This is a genomic window from Micromonospora sp. NPDC049048, assembly GCF_043197615.1.
Taxonomy (GTDB): Bacteria; Actinomycetota; Actinomycetes; order Mycobacteriales; family Micromonosporaceae; genus Micromonospora.
On the sequence record NZ_JBICTM010000007.1, the window covers coordinates 240,784 to 256,789 of the forward strand.

14 protein-coding genes are annotated in these 16,006 nt (G+C 73.2%); 8 read left to right on the top strand and 6 right to left on the bottom strand.

From position 1 onward, the window contains the following. Positions 1-30 precede the first annotated feature (30 nt). A complete protein-coding gene (locus tag ACGFIG_RS23095) occupies positions 31-174 on the bottom strand; it encodes a hypothetical protein (protein ID WP_393006006.1) in 144 nt (47 codons plus the stop codon). A gap of 373 nt (positions 175-547) precedes the next feature. Here ACGFIG_RS23095 and ACGFIG_RS23100 point away from each other — a divergent pair, with 373 nt between their 5' ends. The 3 genes from ACGFIG_RS23100 to ACGFIG_RS23110 are packed head-to-tail and all read left to right on the top strand — an operon-like array spanning position 548 to position 2,647. Continuing rightward, positions 548-1,468, top strand: a complete 921-nt coding sequence (locus ACGFIG_RS23100; RefSeq protein WP_393006008.1) for a proteasome assembly chaperone family protein — start codon at positions 548-550, stop codon at positions 1,466-1,468. 37 nt (positions 1,469-1,505) lie between these two features. Further along, positions 1,506-2,303 carry an exodeoxyribonuclease III gene (locus tag ACGFIG_RS23105; RefSeq protein ID WP_393006010.1) on the top strand — a complete coding sequence of 266 codons (798 nt, stop codon included), beginning with the start codon at positions 1,506-1,508 and terminating at the stop codon, positions 2,301-2,303. Positions 2,304-2,332: 29 nt separating this feature from the next. Next, positions 2,333-2,647: an antibiotic biosynthesis monooxygenase family protein gene (locus tag ACGFIG_RS23110; RefSeq protein ID WP_393006012.1), complete on the top strand. Its 315-nt coding sequence runs from the start codon at positions 2,333-2,335 to the stop codon at positions 2,645-2,647. Positions 2,648-2,760: 113 nt separating this feature from the next. On the opposite strand, the gene ACGFIG_RS23115 is transcribed toward ACGFIG_RS23110, so the two are convergent. After that, the gene (locus tag ACGFIG_RS23115) at positions 2,761-3,429 is read right to left on the bottom strand and encodes a class F sortase (protein WP_393006014.1); all 669 of its coding nucleotides are present in this window, start codon (positions 3,427-3,429) and stop codon (positions 2,761-2,763) included. Between the two features lie 8 nt (positions 3,430-3,437). Beyond that, positions 3,438-4,043: a hypothetical protein gene (locus ACGFIG_RS23120; protein ID WP_393006016.1), complete on the bottom strand. Its 606-nt coding sequence runs from the start codon at positions 4,041-4,043 to the stop codon at positions 3,438-3,440. A gap of 217 nt (positions 4,044-4,260) precedes the next feature. Between ACGFIG_RS23120 and trmB the strand changes: the two genes are divergently transcribed. Beyond that, positions 4,261-4,890, top strand: a complete 630-nt coding sequence (gene trmB / locus ACGFIG_RS23125; protein WP_393006318.1) for a tRNA (guanosine(46)-N7)-methyltransferase TrmB — start codon at positions 4,261-4,263, stop codon at positions 4,888-4,890. A 178-nt stretch (positions 4,891-5,068) separates the two neighbouring features. Then, entirely contained in the window at positions 5,069-7,573 is a 2,505-nt protein-coding gene (locus ACGFIG_RS23130) for a DEAD/DEAH box helicase (protein WP_393006018.1), read from the top strand. Between the two features lie 16 nt (positions 7,574-7,589). Here ACGFIG_RS23130 and helR read toward each other — a convergent pair whose 3' ends face one another. Then, a complete protein-coding gene (gene helR, locus ACGFIG_RS23135) occupies positions 7,590-9,734 on the bottom strand; it encodes an RNA polymerase recycling motor ATPase HelR (protein WP_393006020.1) in 2,145 nt (714 codons plus the stop codon). A 575-nt stretch (positions 9,735-10,309) separates the two neighbouring features. Between helR and ACGFIG_RS23140 the strand changes: the two genes are divergently transcribed. The 3 genes from ACGFIG_RS23140 to ACGFIG_RS23150 all read left to right on the top strand — a co-directional run bounded on the left by ACGFIG_RS23140 (position 10,310) and on the right by ACGFIG_RS23150 (position 14,192). Then, positions 10,310-10,954 (top strand): hypothetical protein, encoded by a 645-nt coding sequence (locus ACGFIG_RS23140; protein ID WP_393006022.1) that lies wholly within the window; start codon positions 10,310-10,312, stop codon positions 10,952-10,954. A gap of 274 nt (positions 10,955-11,228) precedes the next feature. Continuing rightward, positions 11,229-13,019: a hypothetical protein gene (locus tag ACGFIG_RS23145; protein WP_393006024.1), complete on the top strand. Its 1,791-nt coding sequence runs from the start codon at positions 11,229-11,231 to the stop codon at positions 13,017-13,019. An 81-nt stretch (positions 13,020-13,100) separates the two neighbouring features. Then, positions 13,101-14,192, top strand: coding sequence for a glycosyltransferase family 2 protein (locus ACGFIG_RS23150; RefSeq protein ID WP_393006320.1), 1,092 nt, complete (start codon positions 13,101-13,103; stop codon positions 14,190-14,192). Between the two features lie 21 nt (positions 14,193-14,213). Here ACGFIG_RS23150 and ACGFIG_RS23155 read toward each other — a convergent pair whose 3' ends face one another. Together ACGFIG_RS23155 and ACGFIG_RS23160 are read right to left on the bottom strand one after the other, a co-directional pair. Next, positions 14,214-15,158, bottom strand: coding sequence for an ABC transporter substrate-binding protein (locus ACGFIG_RS23155; RefSeq protein ID WP_393006026.1), 945 nt, complete (start codon positions 15,156-15,158; stop codon positions 14,214-14,216). Continuing rightward, entirely contained in the window at positions 15,158-16,006 is an 849-nt protein-coding gene (locus tag ACGFIG_RS23160; RefSeq protein WP_393006028.1) for an ABC transporter ATP-binding protein, read from the bottom strand. Before ACGFIG_RS23160 ends, ACGFIG_RS23155 begins: the two co-directional genes overlap by 1 nt.

Here is a 16,006-nt window from a genome sequence, read left to right on the forward strand (position 1 = left end):
TGGGGGTCGGAGAGGATCGTCGGTGACGGGTCAGCGGCGGTTCTGGAGCTTGGCGGCGAGGCCGCGCAGCTTCTGCTGGGTGCCGGGCTTGGCCAGCTCGCGCCGGCCGCGGTCGATCAGCTGCTGACCCTTGGGCGAACGCAGGAAGGTGCTGATCCGCTGCATCAGAGACATGTCGTCCTCCAGTCGGTGTGCCTGTTCCATGTGTACCTGGAAGTGACAACACCTGTACCCCTGTTGCCCGGACCGCAACCGTCCATTGTGGCCGGAGGCAGCCTACTGCCCGGCCTCCGGGACCCCACGACGACCCGAGTCGTGGTCCCACCCGCGCAGGCGCGCTCGCTGCCACGGGGGGCCGAGGGCCCCTCGCTGATTGCCATCTTCCGTGGTCCGACGGTGGGCTTGCGGGCATACGCCCGATTACCGGTCATGTGCCGACCCGCGGCGGGGTGCGGCGAGGAATGCACGAGGATGGCGGGTACGTTCCTCGAACCGGGTGCCGCTTCCGCGCGGCGACCCGTACGCACGACCAGGGAGGTCCGCACCGGTGCTCGACCCACACGAGCTCTACGAGCTCACCGACGATCTGCCCGACCTCGGTCAGCCGGTCCTGATCCAGACCCTCACCGGCTTCGTCGACGCCGGAAGCGCCACCCGTCTGGCCAGGGAGCAGCTGCTCACCTCCCTCGACGCCCGCCCGATCGCCCGGTTCGACGTCGACCAGCTGTTCGACTACCGCTCCCGCCGCCCGGTGATGACCTTCGTCGAGGACCACTGGGAGTCGTACGACGCCCCGGCGCTGGAGCTGCACCTGCTCCGCGACGACGACGAGACGCCCTTCCTGCTGCTCACCGGCCCGGAGCCGGACCTGCAGTGGGAGCGCTTCGTGGCCGCGGTCGCCGGGATCTCGACGCGGCTGGACGTCCGGCTCACCGTCGGGCTCAACTCGATCCCGATGGCCGTGCCGCACACCCGGCCCGCCGGGGTGACCGCGCACGCCACCCGCCGCGACCTGATCGCCGGCTACGAGCCGTGGTTGCAGCGGGTGCAGGTGCCGGGCAGCGTCGGGCACCTGCTGGAGTACCGCCTCGGCGAGCTGGGCCGCGACGCCCTCGGCTTCGCCGCCCACGTGCCGCACTACGTGGCGCAGACGGAGTATCCGGCCGCCGCCGAGGTACTGCTCGCCTCCGTGTCGCGCAGCACCGGGCTGCTGCTGCCCCGCGACGGCCTGCGCTCGGCGGCCGAGGTGGTCCGGGTGGAGATCGACCGGCAGGTCGCCCAGACCGACGACGCGGCCCAGCTGGTGCAGGCCCTGGAGGAGCAGTACGACGCGTTCGCGCGCGGCCGGGGCGAGAAGAACCTGCTCGCCGCCGAGGCCGGGCCGCTGCCCACCGCCGACGAACTGGGCGCCGAGCTGGAGCGGTTCCTGGCCGAGCAGACCCGCCCGGGCGACACCCCGGGCAGCTGACCCGGCGACGCGCGGGGGGATGGGGCAGGCTGGTCACATGCGTCTGGCGACCTGGAACGTGAACTCGGTGAAGGCCCGCCTGCCCCGGCTGCTGGACTGGTTGGCCCGCACCGGGCCGGACGTCGTCTGCCTCCAGGAGACGAAGTGCCCCGACGGCGCCTTTCCCGTGGCCGAGGTGGGCGAGTTGGGCTACACGGTCGCCAGCCACAGCGACGGCCGGTGGAACGGGGTGGCCATCCTGTCCCGGGTCGGCCTGGCCGACGTGACGGTCGGGTTCACCGGCGAGCCGGGCTTCCCCGAGCCCGAGGCCCGCGCCATCTCGGCGACCTGCGACGGGGTCCGGGTCTGGTCGGTGTACGTGCCGAACGGCCGGGCCCCCGACGATCCGCACTACACGTACAAGCTGGACTGGTTCGCGGCGCTGCGCGACGCACTGGAGACGGAGCTGACCGGCGGCCTGCCGCTGGCGGTCTGCGGTGACTTCAACGTGGCGCCCACCGACGCCGACGTCTGGGACCCGGCGGTGTTCGCCTACTCCACGCACGTCACCCCGGCGGAGCGCGCGGCCCTCGCGGCGCTGCGCGACCTCGGGCTCTCCGACGTGGTGCCCACGCCCATGAAGGGCCCGCACCCGTTCACGTACTGGGACTACCGGGCGGGCATGTTCCATCAGAACAAGGGCATGCGGATCGACCTCGTGTACGCCTCGGCGCCGTTCGTCCGGGCGGTGCGCTCCGCGTACGTGGACCGGGAGGCGCGCAAGGGCAAGGGCCCCTCCGACCACGCGCCGATCGTGGTCGACGTCGACCTGGTTCCGGCGGTCGAGTCCTTCTGAGACCCCGGCGTCGTGGCTAGGCTGGAGCCATGGCAGTCGTGAAGATCAACGCGATCGACGTCCCGCCCGGCGCCGGCGAGGAGTTGGAGAAGCGGTTCGCCGCCCGGGCCGGGGCGGTGGAGAACTCCCCCGGCTTCCTCGGCTTCGAGCTGCTGCGCCCGGTCGCCGGGGAGAGCCGTTACTTCGTGTACACGAAGTGGGAGAGCGAGGAGGCGTACCAGAACTGGGCCGCCGGCCCGTCCCGGGCCGCGCACGCGGACACGGGCGAGAAGCGTCCCCCGGTCGCCTCCGGCGCGAGCCTGCTGGAGTTCGAGGTCGTCCAGCAGGTCCCGGGCGCCTCCTGATCCGTCGCGATTCCTGGGCGGAGGCTTCGGCCACCGCCGTCCTGCTCGGCCACGCGAACGACGTCGCGTGAACTGTCCGAGCCATACCGGTCGCTCGCCGCGTGGGTCCGCGCTCAGGCGGGGCGGGAGGAGAGCATCGTGGCGAAGGCGATGATGTTGTCGGCGTAGCCCGTCCGGCCGCCCAGCCAGTCGCCGCCGCAGGTGATCAGGCGCAGGCCCGGCGGCCCCTCGTCGCCGTAGACGCGCTCCGCCGGCAACCGCTCCTTGGGGAAGTGCTCCACGGAGTCGACCCGGAACACCACGACCGAGCCGTCGGCCCGGGTGACGTCGACAGTGTCGCCCGGGCGCAGTTTGTGTAGGTCGTAGAAGACCGCCGGGCCCCGCTTGGTGTCCACGTGCCCGACGATGACCGACGGACCGGGCTCGCCCGGGGTGGGGCCGCGGTCGTACCAGCCGGTCTCGTCCGCGCGCTCCAGCGGCGGGACCGCGATCGACCCGTCCCGGGCCTGGCCCACGGGAGCGACCGGGGCGGACACCTCGATGGCGGGGACCGACAGTCGCACCGGCCGGCTGGCCGACAGTGCCCCGCTCTCGATGCGTGCCGGTCGGTCCTGCCCGCCGCCGGCGGCCCAGTCGAACGGCCCGGCCGTACGCCCCAGCCCCGCGCCGGTGGCGAAGACCCCGGCCAGCACCAGCACCACTGCCAGCGGGATCGACCAGGGACGGCGGCCGGGATCCCGGGCCGCTGCGGCGGCCGGCTTCGGGGCGGGCGTGGGGGCCATGACCGGGCTCAGCGTCGGGCGACGCCACGGGCGGTACGCGGCCGGCGGGCCGCCCGCACCGCGAGCACGATGCCGGTCACGGTCAGGGCGAGGCCGCCCGGAAGCAGCAGCCCGCCGGTGAAGCCACCGCCACCGCCACCGAACCCGGTCGCCGGGCCACGGCTGGGCTTCACGGTCTTGACGACCTGGAGCATGGTCGAGGCGGTCTCGCCGTCGCGGCACTCCAGCTTGATCCGGTAGTTGCCGGGGCGGGTGCGCTCGCGCACCATCGGGGCGGCCGTCAACGTGCCGCCCTGTGGCTGCACCTGCACCCGGCCGAAGGCATCCGAGACCACGGTGGCGGGGACGAAGTTGTCCCGGCAGCTGGCCCGGATCCCCACCAGGAACCCCGGCTCGACCGTGCTCGGGCTGACCTCGACGAAGACGTTCGGCCCCGGCGGCCCCGGCTGGGGCGCCCCGGCCAGGGCCAGCGGGGCGACGCCGGGCGGCAGGGCCACGCTGGGCGGCACAGCGGCGGCGGCTCGCGGGGCGGCCAAAGCCGGCGTGGCCGCGAGCAGAGGGCCGACCAGCACGGTCGCGACCGCCAGCGCCACACCGCCGCGGTGCACCGACATGACGCCCCCTCCCGGCCTGTTCGGGGTAGTGCCGGGCACCACCAGACGCCCGGTTTGCCGTACGGGATGGATCCTCTCATCCCCGGGCGAACATCACATCCGATTCGGCGCGGTCGTCGCGTACGCTCGGGTCGCTGTGACCCACATCGACTCCCCCGCCGCCGTCGCGCCGCCCGCCGCCCGACCGATCCGGACCTTCCATCCGCGCCGAGGCCGGATGAGCAGCCGCCAGACGGAGGCCCTGGAGCGGCTCTGGCCGGTCCTCGGCCTGGACGTGCCGCAGCGGCCCGGCACGCCGGTGGACCTGGCCGCCCTGTTCGGCCGCCGGGCCCCGCTGGTGCTGGAGATCGGTTCCGGGATGGGCGACACCACGGCCGCGATGGCCGCCGCCGACCCCGACCGGGACTACCTGGCGGTCGAGGTGCACACGCCCGGCATCGCCAACCTGCTGGACCTGGTGGACCGGCACGGCCTGCGCAACGTACGGGTGGCGCAGGGCGACGCCCTGGACCTGGTCGCGGGCCTGCCGGAGGCCTCGCTGGACGCCGTGCACGTCTTCTTCCCCGATCCCTGGCCCAAGTCCCGGCACCACAAGCGGCGGATCATCCAGCCGGCCCACGTCGCGCTGCTGCGCTCCCGGCTGGCGCCGGGCGGAACCCTGCACTGCGCCACCGACTGGGCCGAGTACGCCGAGGCGATGCGCCAGACGCTGGACGCCGACCCGGGGCTGGCCGACGCCTTCGACGGCTTCGCTCCCCGCCCGGCCCACCGCCCGGTCACCAAGTTCGAACGCCGGGCCCTGCGGGCGGGTCGCCCGATCTTCGACCTGATCCACCGCCGGTCGTGAAGGTGCTGCTCCACGGGCGGCCGTGCGGGCGCTGATCCCCCGCCGGGAATGAGGGCCCCACCGCACCGGCGGTCGTGAGGGTCGGGATCCTCCGGCGACGGGTTCCGCCGCCGGAGCGGCCCTCGCCCGCCGGGCCGGTTGGCGCTGGAGGGCATGATCCAGGCACCATGGAGGCGCTATGACGCTCACCGCCGCGCTGCCGACAAGCGCCGACCCCGACACCCTCTTCGACGCGTTCGCCGGCTGGGCGAAGGAGCGCGGCCTCGACCTCTACCCCCACCAGGAGGAGGCGGTCATCGAGATCGTCTCCGGCGCCAACGTGATCATGAATACGCCGACCGGCTCCGGCAAGAGCCTGGTCGCCATCGCGGCGCACTTCGCGGCCCTGGCCGACGACCGGACGACGTTCTACACCGCCCCGATCAAGGCGCTGGTGTCGGAGAAGTTCTTCGCCCTCTGCGAGGTCTTCGGCGCCGACAACGTCGGCATGCTGACCGGCGACGCCAGCGTCAACGCCGACGCGCCGATCATCTGCTGCACCGCCGAGATCCTGGCCAACCTGGCGCTGCGCGAGGGCGACCGCGCCGACGTCGGCCAAGTGATCATGGACGAGTTCCACTTCTACGCCGAGCCCGACCGGGGCTGGGCGTGGCAGGTGCCGCTCATCGAGCTGCCGCAGGCGCAGTTCGTCCTGATGTCCGCCACGCTGGGCGACACCACCCGCTTCGTCGACGACCTCACCCGGCGCACCGGCCGGCCCACCGCCGTCGTCCGCTCGGCCGAGCGGCCGGTCCCGCTGATCTTCTCGTACGCGATGACGCCGCTGCACGAGACCCTCGAAGAGCTGCTGGAGACGAAGCAGGCGCCCGTCTACGTCGTGCACTTCACCCAGGCCGCCGCCCTGGAGCGCGCCCAGGCCCTGATGAGCGTCAACGTCTGCACCCGCGCCGAGAAGGACATGATCGCCACCGCGATCGGGAACTTCCGGTTCACCTCCGGGTTCGGCAAGACGCTGTCCCGGCTGGTCCGGCACGGCATCGGCGTGCACCACGCCGGGATGCTGCCCAAGTACCGCCGGCTCGTCGAGACCCTGGCCCAGGCCGGTCTGCTCAAGGTCATCTGCGGCACCGACACCCTCGGCGTCGGCATCAACGTGCCGATCCGCACCGTGCTGTTCACCGGCCTGTCCAAGTACGACGGGGTGCGCACCCGGCTGCTCAAGGCGCGCGAGTTCCACCAGATCGCCGGCCGGGCCGGGCGGGCCGGGTTCGACACCGTCGGCCGGGTCGTCGTGCAGGCCCCCGAGCACGTGATCGACAACGAGAAGGCGCTGGCCAAGGCCGGCGACGACCCGAAGAAGCGGCGCAAGGTGGTGCGCAAGAAGCCGCCGGAGGGGTCCATCGGCTGGGGCCGGCCCACCTTCGACCGCCTGGTCGAGGCGGAGCCGGAGCCGCTCACCTCCAGCTTCCACGTCAGCCACTCGATGCTGCTCAACGTCATCGGCCGCCCCGGCGACGCGTTCGCCGCGATGCGGCACCTGCTCACCGACAACCACGAGGACCGCGCCGCCCAGCGCCGGCACATCCGCCGCGCCATCGCCATCTACCGGGCGCTGCGCGCGGGCGGGGTCGTCGAGCAGCTCGACGAGCCCGACGAGACCGGGCGACGGGTCCGCCTCACCGTCGACCTCCAGCTCGACTTCGCCCTCAACCAGCCGCTCTCCCCGCTGGCGCTGGCCACGATCGAGCTGCTCGACGTCGAGTCCCCCGCGTACGCCCTCGACGTGCTCTCGGTGATCGAGTCGATCCTGGACGACCCGCGCCAGGTGCTCTCCGCGCAGCAGTTCAAGGCCCGCGGCGAGGCGGTCGCCGCGATGAAGGCCGAGGGCATCGAGTACGAGGCCCGCCTCGAACTGCTCGACGGGGTGACCTGGCCGAAGCCCCTGGCGGAGCTGCTGGACTCGGCGTACGAGATGTACCGGCAGGGGCACCCGTGGGTGGCCGACCACCAGCTCTCCCCCAAGTCCGTCGTGCGGGACATGTACGAGCGGGCGATGACCTTCGCCGAGTACGTGCAGTTCTACGGTCTGACCCGGTCGGAGGGCCTGGTCCTGCGCTACCTCGCCGACGCGTACAAGACGCTGCGGCAGACGGTGCCCGAGGACGCCAAGACCGAGGAGCTGGTCGACCTCATCGAGTGGCTCGGCGAGCTGGTCCGCCAGGTCGACTCCAGCCTCATCGACGAGTGGGAGCGGCTGCGCAACCCCACCGACGCCGCCGAGGCCGCCGAGGCGCTGGACGACCGTGTGCCGGCGGTCACCCGCAACGCCCGGGCCTTCCGGGTGCTGGTGCGCAACGCCCTGTTCCGCCGGGTCGAGCTGGCCGCCCTGCGCCGCTGGTACGACCTCGGCGAGCTGGACGCCGCGTCGGGCTGGGACGCGGACGCCTGGGCCGACGCGCTGGAGCCGTACTTCGAGGCGTACGACTCGATCGGGGTGGGCCCGGACGCCCGCGGCCCGGCGCTGCTCATGATCGAGCAGGGCCGGGAACGGTGGACGGTCCGGCAGATCCTCGACGACCCCGAGGGCGACCACGACTGGGGGATCAGCGCGGAGGTCGACCTCGCGGCCTCCGACGAGGCGGGCGCGGCGGTCGTCCGGGTCACCTCGGTCGGCCAGCTCTGAGCGCGCCCGGCGGCGGTCACGTGGTGAGCACGACGAGCTGCTGGGTCGCCCGGGTCATCGCGACGTAGCGGTCGACGGCTCCCTCGACGCCCTCGCCGAACGCCTCCGGGTCGACGAGGACGACCAGGTCGAACTCGAGCCCTTTCGCCAGCTCCGGGGTCAGCGACCGGACCCGGGACGTCGCCGCGAAGGTGGGATCGCCGATGACGCAGGCGGTCCCCTCGGCGTGCGCGGCGAGCCAGGCGTCGAGGATCGCGTCCAGCTCGGCGGCGCAGCCGCGGACGACGGGTACGCCGCCGGTGCGGATGGAGGTCGGCACGTTGGCGTCCGGGAGCACCGCCCGGATGACCGGCTCGGCCTCCGCCATGATCTCCTTCGGCGTCCGGTAGTTGACGGTCAGCGAGGCCAGGGTGACCCGGTCGAGCCCGATGCGGGCGAGCCGTTCGCGCCACGACTCCGTGAAGCCGTGCCGGGCCTGGGCGCGGTCTCCGACGATGGTGAAGCTCCCGGACGGGCAGCGCAGCAGCAGCATCTGCCACTCGGCGTCGGTCAGTTCCTGCGCCTCGTCCACGACGATGTGGGCGAACGGGCCGGCGAGCAGGTCCGGCTCGACGTCGGGCAGGACGGCCTCGTCGACCAGGGCGTCCTGGAGGTCCAGTTGGCGCAGGCTCGACAGCACACCCTCGCCGTCGTCGTAGACGTGGGCCGCGATGAGGTCGTCCACGACGGTCGCCATGCGCGCGCGTTCGACGGCGACGACGGCCTCGTTCCGACGCCTGCGCCCGGACGCCTCCCGGTCGCCGAGGCGCTGCCGCGCCGCGTCGAGGAAGGGCAGGTCGGACACCGTCCAGGCCCGGGCGTCGGGGCGCTGGAGCTTGCGGACCTCGTCGGGGCTGAGCCACGGGGCGCACCTGCGCAGGTAGGCGGGCACCGACCACAGGTCGCCGACGAGGTCGGTCGCCTCGAGCAGCGGCCAGGCCCGGCTGAACGCCGTACGCAGCTCCCGGTTGCGCAGCAGCGCCGCGCGTACCAGGTCGTCCGGCTCGTCGCCGTCGTACTTCTCCGTCAGGATCGTGAGCAGTTCCTCCCAGACCTCGTCGCGCGCCTCGTTGTGCGGCGTGCCGGGGCCCGCCGCCTCGAACGCCTCGGCCCAGTCGTCGGCGCTCACCCGGATGTCGGCCTCGTCGGTCGTGACCGTCATCGGTGTGGTCGGCGGCTCCTCGTAGAACCTGACGGCCGCCTCGATCGCCTTCACCAGGTCGGCGGACGACTTGAGCCGGGCCACCTCCGGGTCGGTCTCGACGCCCGCCGTGGCGCCCTCGGGCACGAGGTCGCGCAGGGTGCAGGTCTGCACGTCGTCCTCCCCGAGGCTGGGCAGGACGTCGGCCACGTACGCGAGGTAGGGCTGGTGCGGGCCGACGAACAGCACGCCGCCCCGGCGGTGACCGAGGCGCGGGTCGGCGTAGAGGAGGTACGCGGTGTGGTGCAGCGCGACGACGGTCTTGCCCGTGCCGGGGCCGCCGTCGACGACGAGCGCGCCGCTCGATCCCGCGCGGATGATGGCGTCCTGGTCGGCCTGGATCGTGCCGAGCACGTCGCGCATCCGCGCCGACCTGCTGGCGCCCAGGCTGGCGATGAAGGCGGACTGGTCGTCGAGCGCGGCGGCGTGCCCCTCGAACCCGTCGGGGGTGAACACCTCGTCCCAGTAGTCGGTGACCCGGCCGCGGGTCCAGCGGTACCTGCGGCGGCTCGCCAGCCCCATCGGATTGGCATGGGTCGCCGCGAAGAACGGTTCGGCCGCGGGCGAGCGCCAGTCGACCAGCAGCCGGCCACCCGCGCCGGCCGTGAGGCCGCGTCGTCCGACGTACACGGGCTCGGAGCCGTCCGCGCCCACCATGCGCCCCAGGCACAGGTCCACCCCGTAGCGGTGCAGCTTACGCAGGCGGGCGGTCAGCCGGCGGACCTCCTCGTCGCGGTCCACCGCCTGCCGGCCCTTGCCACCGGGCGCCCGGCGTTCGGTGTCGAGGCGCTCGGAGAGTTCGGCGGTCGACTGCGCGATGCTCTCGGCGATGGCCGCGAAGTGCCGTTCGTCGCCGGCGATCAGCGCCGGGTCGGCCTTGGCGGCGAGGTGCCCGGGAAGGTCGAACGCACTCGTGCCCACAGGGTTCACAGAATCAGCTCCGCTCTCGTTCAGGGCCCGGCTCGCGATACCGCGGCGCGCGCGGATCCTGGCCGCCCTTTTCCGGCCGACGATGTGACCCGCGCGTCGACGACACACGGCATTTCGTGAGTCTTGTTTTCGCGGGTCACGGCCTCGGCCGGTGATTCTGCGGCATACACCGGGTCTTGCCGCAAGCCCCCGGGTGCGCTATATGTTGAGAAGGGGAAGGAGTTGGCTCCTTTCCCTTCATTCTTTCCCGGGCGGAATCGCGTTCTCCGCTTTTCCTCGACAACGCCGGCCCGGACGAGGCACCCCGGCCCGGACGTCCCGCCGGGGCCGTCGCCCGCCGCCCGTGCGCGACGCCGGGCAGCGTGGCCGAGGCTGCGCGGGACCAGCCGAGCCGGCCACTGGCGCCGCCTCAGTCGGAGCCCTGCCGACCGGAGGTTCCCCGCCGCATCCCGCGTGCACGGGGTGCCCGCACCCCGCGTGAACGGGTGCCCCGAATCCCTGGGAGATGTCACACCGGTCGATTAGAATGTATGTACTAATCGAGGTCCTGACCTGGGAGGACGCCCGTGACCACGCCCGCCTCCGCCCCGCCCACCCCCTACGCCACCCTGCTCGGCTTCACCCGCTACGTCGACCGCACCGGCCCAACGAAGGCCACCTTCGTCGGGGGCCTGCGCAAGCAGCGGGCCAGCCGCTCCGGCTTCAACCCGCACGGCCAGTTCGTCAAGGCGCTCAAGGCCGACATCGCCTTCCACACCGGCGGCACCCACCTCGACCAGGTGGCCGACGTGGTCAAGCCGCGCTGGCGTCCGCTCTACGAGGCCCTCGTCCCGGGCGCGAAGACCTGGCTGTGCTCCCTCGGCGAGCCGAGGACGCTCGACCTCGCCCAAACCCGCGACGCGCTCGCGATGCTCGGCGACCTGCCCGTCAAGGTCAACCCCCAGTTCGGCGTACGCCACGCCGACGGCCGCGTCGAGGCAGTGCGGCTGCACTTCGACGAGGCACCGCCCAGCGAGGAGGCGACGCTCGCCACCCTGCACCTGATGGCCCGACACATGGACGCGGTGCTGCCGCACGCCGAGCCGGTCCTGGTCGACGTCCGTCGGGGCGTGGCCCACCGCATGCCCGCCGACGCCCGCCCGGAGCAGATCGAACGCTGGCTGGCCGGCGAGGCGGCGGCCTTCCGGGCCATCTGGTCCAGCGCCGCCTGATCCCGCCACAGACCCACCGACCGATCCCGCACCCGAGACCCGCTCACGACCCGCCCACCGGCAGCCATCCCGGCCCGGCCGACATTCGGCCGGGCCGGGCCCCGTCACGACCGCGCTCTCGGGGTGCGTGCCGGCAGCGGCACGGTGAGCGGGCGGTCCCCGTCGACACGACGCGCCCGCGCCCCGTCCTCCGGGCGCAAGTCAGGGGGTCGGCACAGTCCGTAGCCGTACGGTGGATCGACACGATGATTGACATCGTGAATCCTCTATCTTCATGACCACCGGGTCCATGGACGCTCAACCGTCCGCCCAGACCGTCGACCACGAGGACGACCAGGCATCGGTCGTCCGCAGCCCTGGCACCGCCAACCGGTGGCGGTGGCTGTGGCACGAATGGACGCTGGCGGTGCTCGGCGGGCTGCTGCTGGCGGTGGTGCTGACCTGGCCCACGTTGCGGCACCCGGCGAGCACGATCCCCGGCGACATCGGCGACCCCACCCTGCAGACGTGGCAGATGGCCTGGGCCGGGCACGCCCTGCTGACCAACCCCGCCGGCCTGTGGCACTCGAACACGTTCTTCCCCGAGACCTACACGTACGCCTACAGCGACACGCTGCTCGGCTACGCCCCGCTCGGGATGCTCGGCTCGGGCTTCGAGGCCGCCCTGATCCGCTACAACGTGACGTACGTGCTGGTGCACGCGCTGGCCTTCGTCGGGGCGTACGCGCTGGTGCGGCAGCTCGGGGCGGGCCGCCTGGGCGGGGCGGTCGCCGGGGTCGCGTGGGCGTACGCGCCCTGGCGGCTGGCGCACGCCGGGCACCTGAACATCCTGTCCAGCGGCGGGATCGCGCTGTGCCTGGCGATGCTGGCGCGCGGCCACGGCTGGTCGCTGCGGCACGGGTACCGGCCGGAACGACGGCGACCGGGCTGGGCCCTGGCGGGGTGGCTCGTCGCCGCCTGGCAGATCAGCCTGGGCTTCGGCATCGGGCTGCCGCTGGTGTACTTCCTGCTGGCCGCGGTGCTGGTCGGGGCCGGCGGCTACGGCTGGTCGTGGTGGCGGCGCGGCCGACGGCCCACGTTCGGCCGGCGGCTGCTGGTGGCCGACCTGGCCGGCGGGGCCGTCTTCGGCACGGTGACGCTGCTGCTGGGCCTGGTCTACCTGCGGGTCGTCGACCTCAACCCGCAGGCCGAACGGTCGCTGGCCTGGACGGAGATGTTCTCGCCGCCGCTGATCGGCCTGGTCACCGCCCCGGCGGACTCGTGGTGGTGGGGCGAGCGGCACGCGGCGGCCCGCGAACAGCTGTCCTGGCCGCCGGAGATGGCGTTGCTGCCCGGGATGGTCCTGCTCGCGTTGGCCGGCGCGGGGTTGTTCCTCTCGGTGTACCCGGCCCGGCACCGGGTCGCCCTGGGGCTCGGGGTGCTCGCCACCGTGCTGCTGGGTCTGGGCGCCACCCTCGGCGGCGACGGCGATCCGGGCTACCTGACGCTGTCGAAGCACCTGCCGGGCTGGGACGCGTTGCGCACGCCGGGCCGGATGATGCACTGGACCAGCCTGCTGCTGGCGGTGCTGGCGGCGGGCACGGTGACGGTGTTCGCCGCCGCGGTACGACGGTGGTCGTCCCGGGGCCGGGCGAGGTTCCTGGCGCCGGTGCTGCTGCTGGTGCCGCTGGCCCTCGTCGGGCTGGAGGGGGTCAACCGGACGGCGCATCCGGAGGTGCCGCCGCCACCGGCCGCGATGCGTACGGCGGCGGAGCCGACGCTGGTGCTGCCCGCCGGTGGCGCGCTCGACCTGATCTTCATGTCATGGACGACGGACGGGTTCCCCCGGGTGACCAACGGGCTCGCCGGGTTCGAGCCGGTCACCCAGGCGCAGACCAAGGCCGCGACGGCCGCCTTCCCCGACGCGGGCAGTGTGGCGTACCTGCGGGGCATCGGGGTGCGTTCCGTGGTGGCCCTGCCGGGCTGGGCCGGCGGCACGCCGTGGGAGGGCATCGCGGACCGGCCGATCGACGGGCTGGGCATCACGCGGGAGGAGATCGACGGTGTGCTGGTCTACCGCCTCTGAGAGGGCCGGCGCGCGGCGGCGCGGCGCGGGCCGGGCACCCTCGGGCACGGGCCGGGCGTGCTCGGGCACGGGCCGGGCGGGGTGACGGACGTGCTCCTGTCGGTGGTGGTGCCCTGCTTCAACGAGGAAGCCTCGGTGGAGCGGCTGCACACGGCGGTGACCGCCGCGGTCGCGGAGCTGTCCGACGTCGAGATCGAGGTGGTGTACGTCGACGACGGCAGCTCCGACAACACCCTCGTGGCGCTGCGCCGGCTCGCCGCCGCCGATCCCCGCGTGCGGTACACGTCGCTGAGCCGCAACTTCGGCAAGGAGGCGGCGATGCTGGCCGGGCTGGAGCGGGCCACCGGGGACGCCGTGGTGATCATGGACGCCGACCTCCAGCACCCGCCCAGGTTGCTGCCCGAGATGGTGGCGCTGTACCAGCAGGGTTTCGACCAGGTGATCGCCCGCCGGGACCGGCGCGGTGACCGGTTCGTACGGATGCTGGCCTCGCGGTCCTTCTACCGGATCGTGAACTGGTGGATCGACGTGCGGCTGCTGGACGGGGCGGGCGACTTCCGGCTGCTGTCGCGGCTGGCGGTGGACGCGGTGCTGGCGATGCCCGAGTACAACCGCTTCTCGAAGGGGCTGTTCTCGTGGATCGGGTTCCGGACGGTGGTGGTCGCGCACGGCAACCAGACCCGGCAGGCGGGCCGGAGCAGGTGGACGTTCGGCAAGCTGTTCAACTACGCGTTCGACGGGCTGCTGTCGTTCAACAACCGGCCGCTGCGGCTGGCGATCTACGGCGGCCTGTTCCTCACCCTGATCGCGGTGGTCTACATGGCCTGGGTGGTCGCGGACGCCGTCAGCAAGGGCATCGACGTTCCCGGTTACACCACCATCATCGTCAGCGTGATCGGGCTCGGCGGCATCCAGATGACGATCCTGGGCGTCATCGGGGAGTACATCGGCCGGATCTACTACGAGACCAAGCGCCGGCCGCACTACCTGGTCCAGGAGACCGAGCACCTGGTCACGGAGCGCGGGGAGGCGCCCCGGGTGCCGGACCAGCCGGCGGCGCGGCCGGGTGAGCGGGCCCGGCGGGGCGGGCCGGCCCGCGAGGATCTCCCCCGGTACCGCTCGCTGCGGCGCGCCGCCGGCGACTCCGTGACGGGCGACGCGCGGCAGCCGTAGCGGCTGCCGCGCGCGTGCCGGTCAGGCGGTGAGGTACTTCTCCAGGTCGTCGAGGATCTTGTTGGCGGCGCCGATGCCGATGCCGGTCATCCAGATCTCGTCGGAGACGACGTGCGCCTTGCCCGCCTTGACCGCCGACAGCCCCTTCCAGAGCGTCCCGCCGGTGACCTTGGCCTGCTCGGCGGCGGCCTTCTCGCCGTACGCGGTCACGAAGATGACGTCGCCGTCGGCCTCGCCGATGCGCTCCGGGCTGACCCGGTCCATCCGCCGGTCCTCCTTGCCGGTGAGCTGCTGCCGCTCGGGGCGGCCCAGCCCGGTGTCGCCGATGACGATGCCGGAGAAGGAGTCCGGCCCGTACACCCGGATCTCGGTCGGCATGAAGCGGACGATGGAGACCTCGCGGGTGGCGGCGTCGCCGAGCTTGTCGCCGAACTCCCCGGCCCGCTTCTCGTACGCGGCCAGCAGGTCCTTGGCCTGCTGCTCCTTGCCGAGCGCCGCGCCGTCGAAGAGGAAGTTCTCCTTCCAGGTGATGCCGACCTTCTCGGTGAAGACGGTCGGCGCGATCGCGGCCAGCTCGTCGTAGAACTTCTCCTGGCGGAACTTGCTGCCCAGGATCAGGTCCGGCTTGAGGGCGTTGATGGCCTCCAGGTCGGGCTCGGTGAGCACCCCGACCTCCTTGATGCCGGCGAGCTTCTCCTCGCCGAAGTAGGTCGGCCAGCTCCGCGCCTCGCCGGCGGTGGCGGCCCCGACCGGTGTGACGCCGAGTGTCAGGGCTGTGTCGATCTTGTCTGTGTCGAGCACGACGACCCGCTTGGGCTCCACCGGCACCTTGGTGGTGCCCATGGCGTGGGTGATCTCCCGGGTCTGTCCGGTGGTGGTGTCGGCGACCGGGTCGCTCTCACCGCAGGCGGTGAGGCCGACGCCGAGGGCCAGGGCCGCGGTGAGGGTGGCGGCGAGACGACGCATCAGATTCCTTTCGAGGGGTACGAGCCGGTCGGCGGCGTCGCCGCGTCCCTGGCCGAGGGGCGAGTCAGGGTGGGGCTGGTGAGCGCGGGCACCACCAGGGGCGCCCCGGTCACCGGGCAGGGCACGACCACGCAGTCGAGCCCGAAGACGTCGCGGACCAGGTCGGCGGTGAGGATCTCCCGGGGCGGCCCGGCGGCCACCACGGCCCCGGCGCGCATCGCGATCAGGTGGTCGGCGTACCGGGCGGCCTGGTTGAGGTCGTGCAGCACGGCGACGACGGTGCGGCCACGCTCGACGCGCAGCCGGTGCAGCAGGTCCAGCACCTCCACCTGGTGGGCGAGGTCGAGGAAGGTGGTGGGCTCGTCCAGCAGCAGCGCCTCGGTGTCCTGGGCGAGGGCCATGGCGATCCAGACGCGCTGGCGCTGACCGCCGGAGAGGGTGTCCACCGGCCGGTCGGCCAGCCCGGTCACGTCGGCGAGCGCCATGGCCCGGTCGACGGCGAGGCCGTCGGACTCCGACCACTGCCGCCACCACCGCTGGTACGGCTGCCGGCCCCGGCCGACCAGGTCGGCCACGGTGACGCCCTCCGGCACCAGCGGGCTCTGCGGCAGCACGCCGAGGCGGCGGGCGACCTCGCGGGTCGGCAGGTCACGGATGGCGGTGCCGTCCAGCAGCACGGCGCCGCGCCGGGGCGTGAGCAGGCGGGCCATGGTGCGCAGCAGCGTCGACTTGCCGCAGGCGTTCGGGCCGACGATCACCGTGAACGCGTCGCCGGGCAGCTCCAGGTCGAGCCCGTCCAGCACGGTCCGCTCGTCGTAGCCGGCGACCAGGTCGCGGGTGGAGAGCAT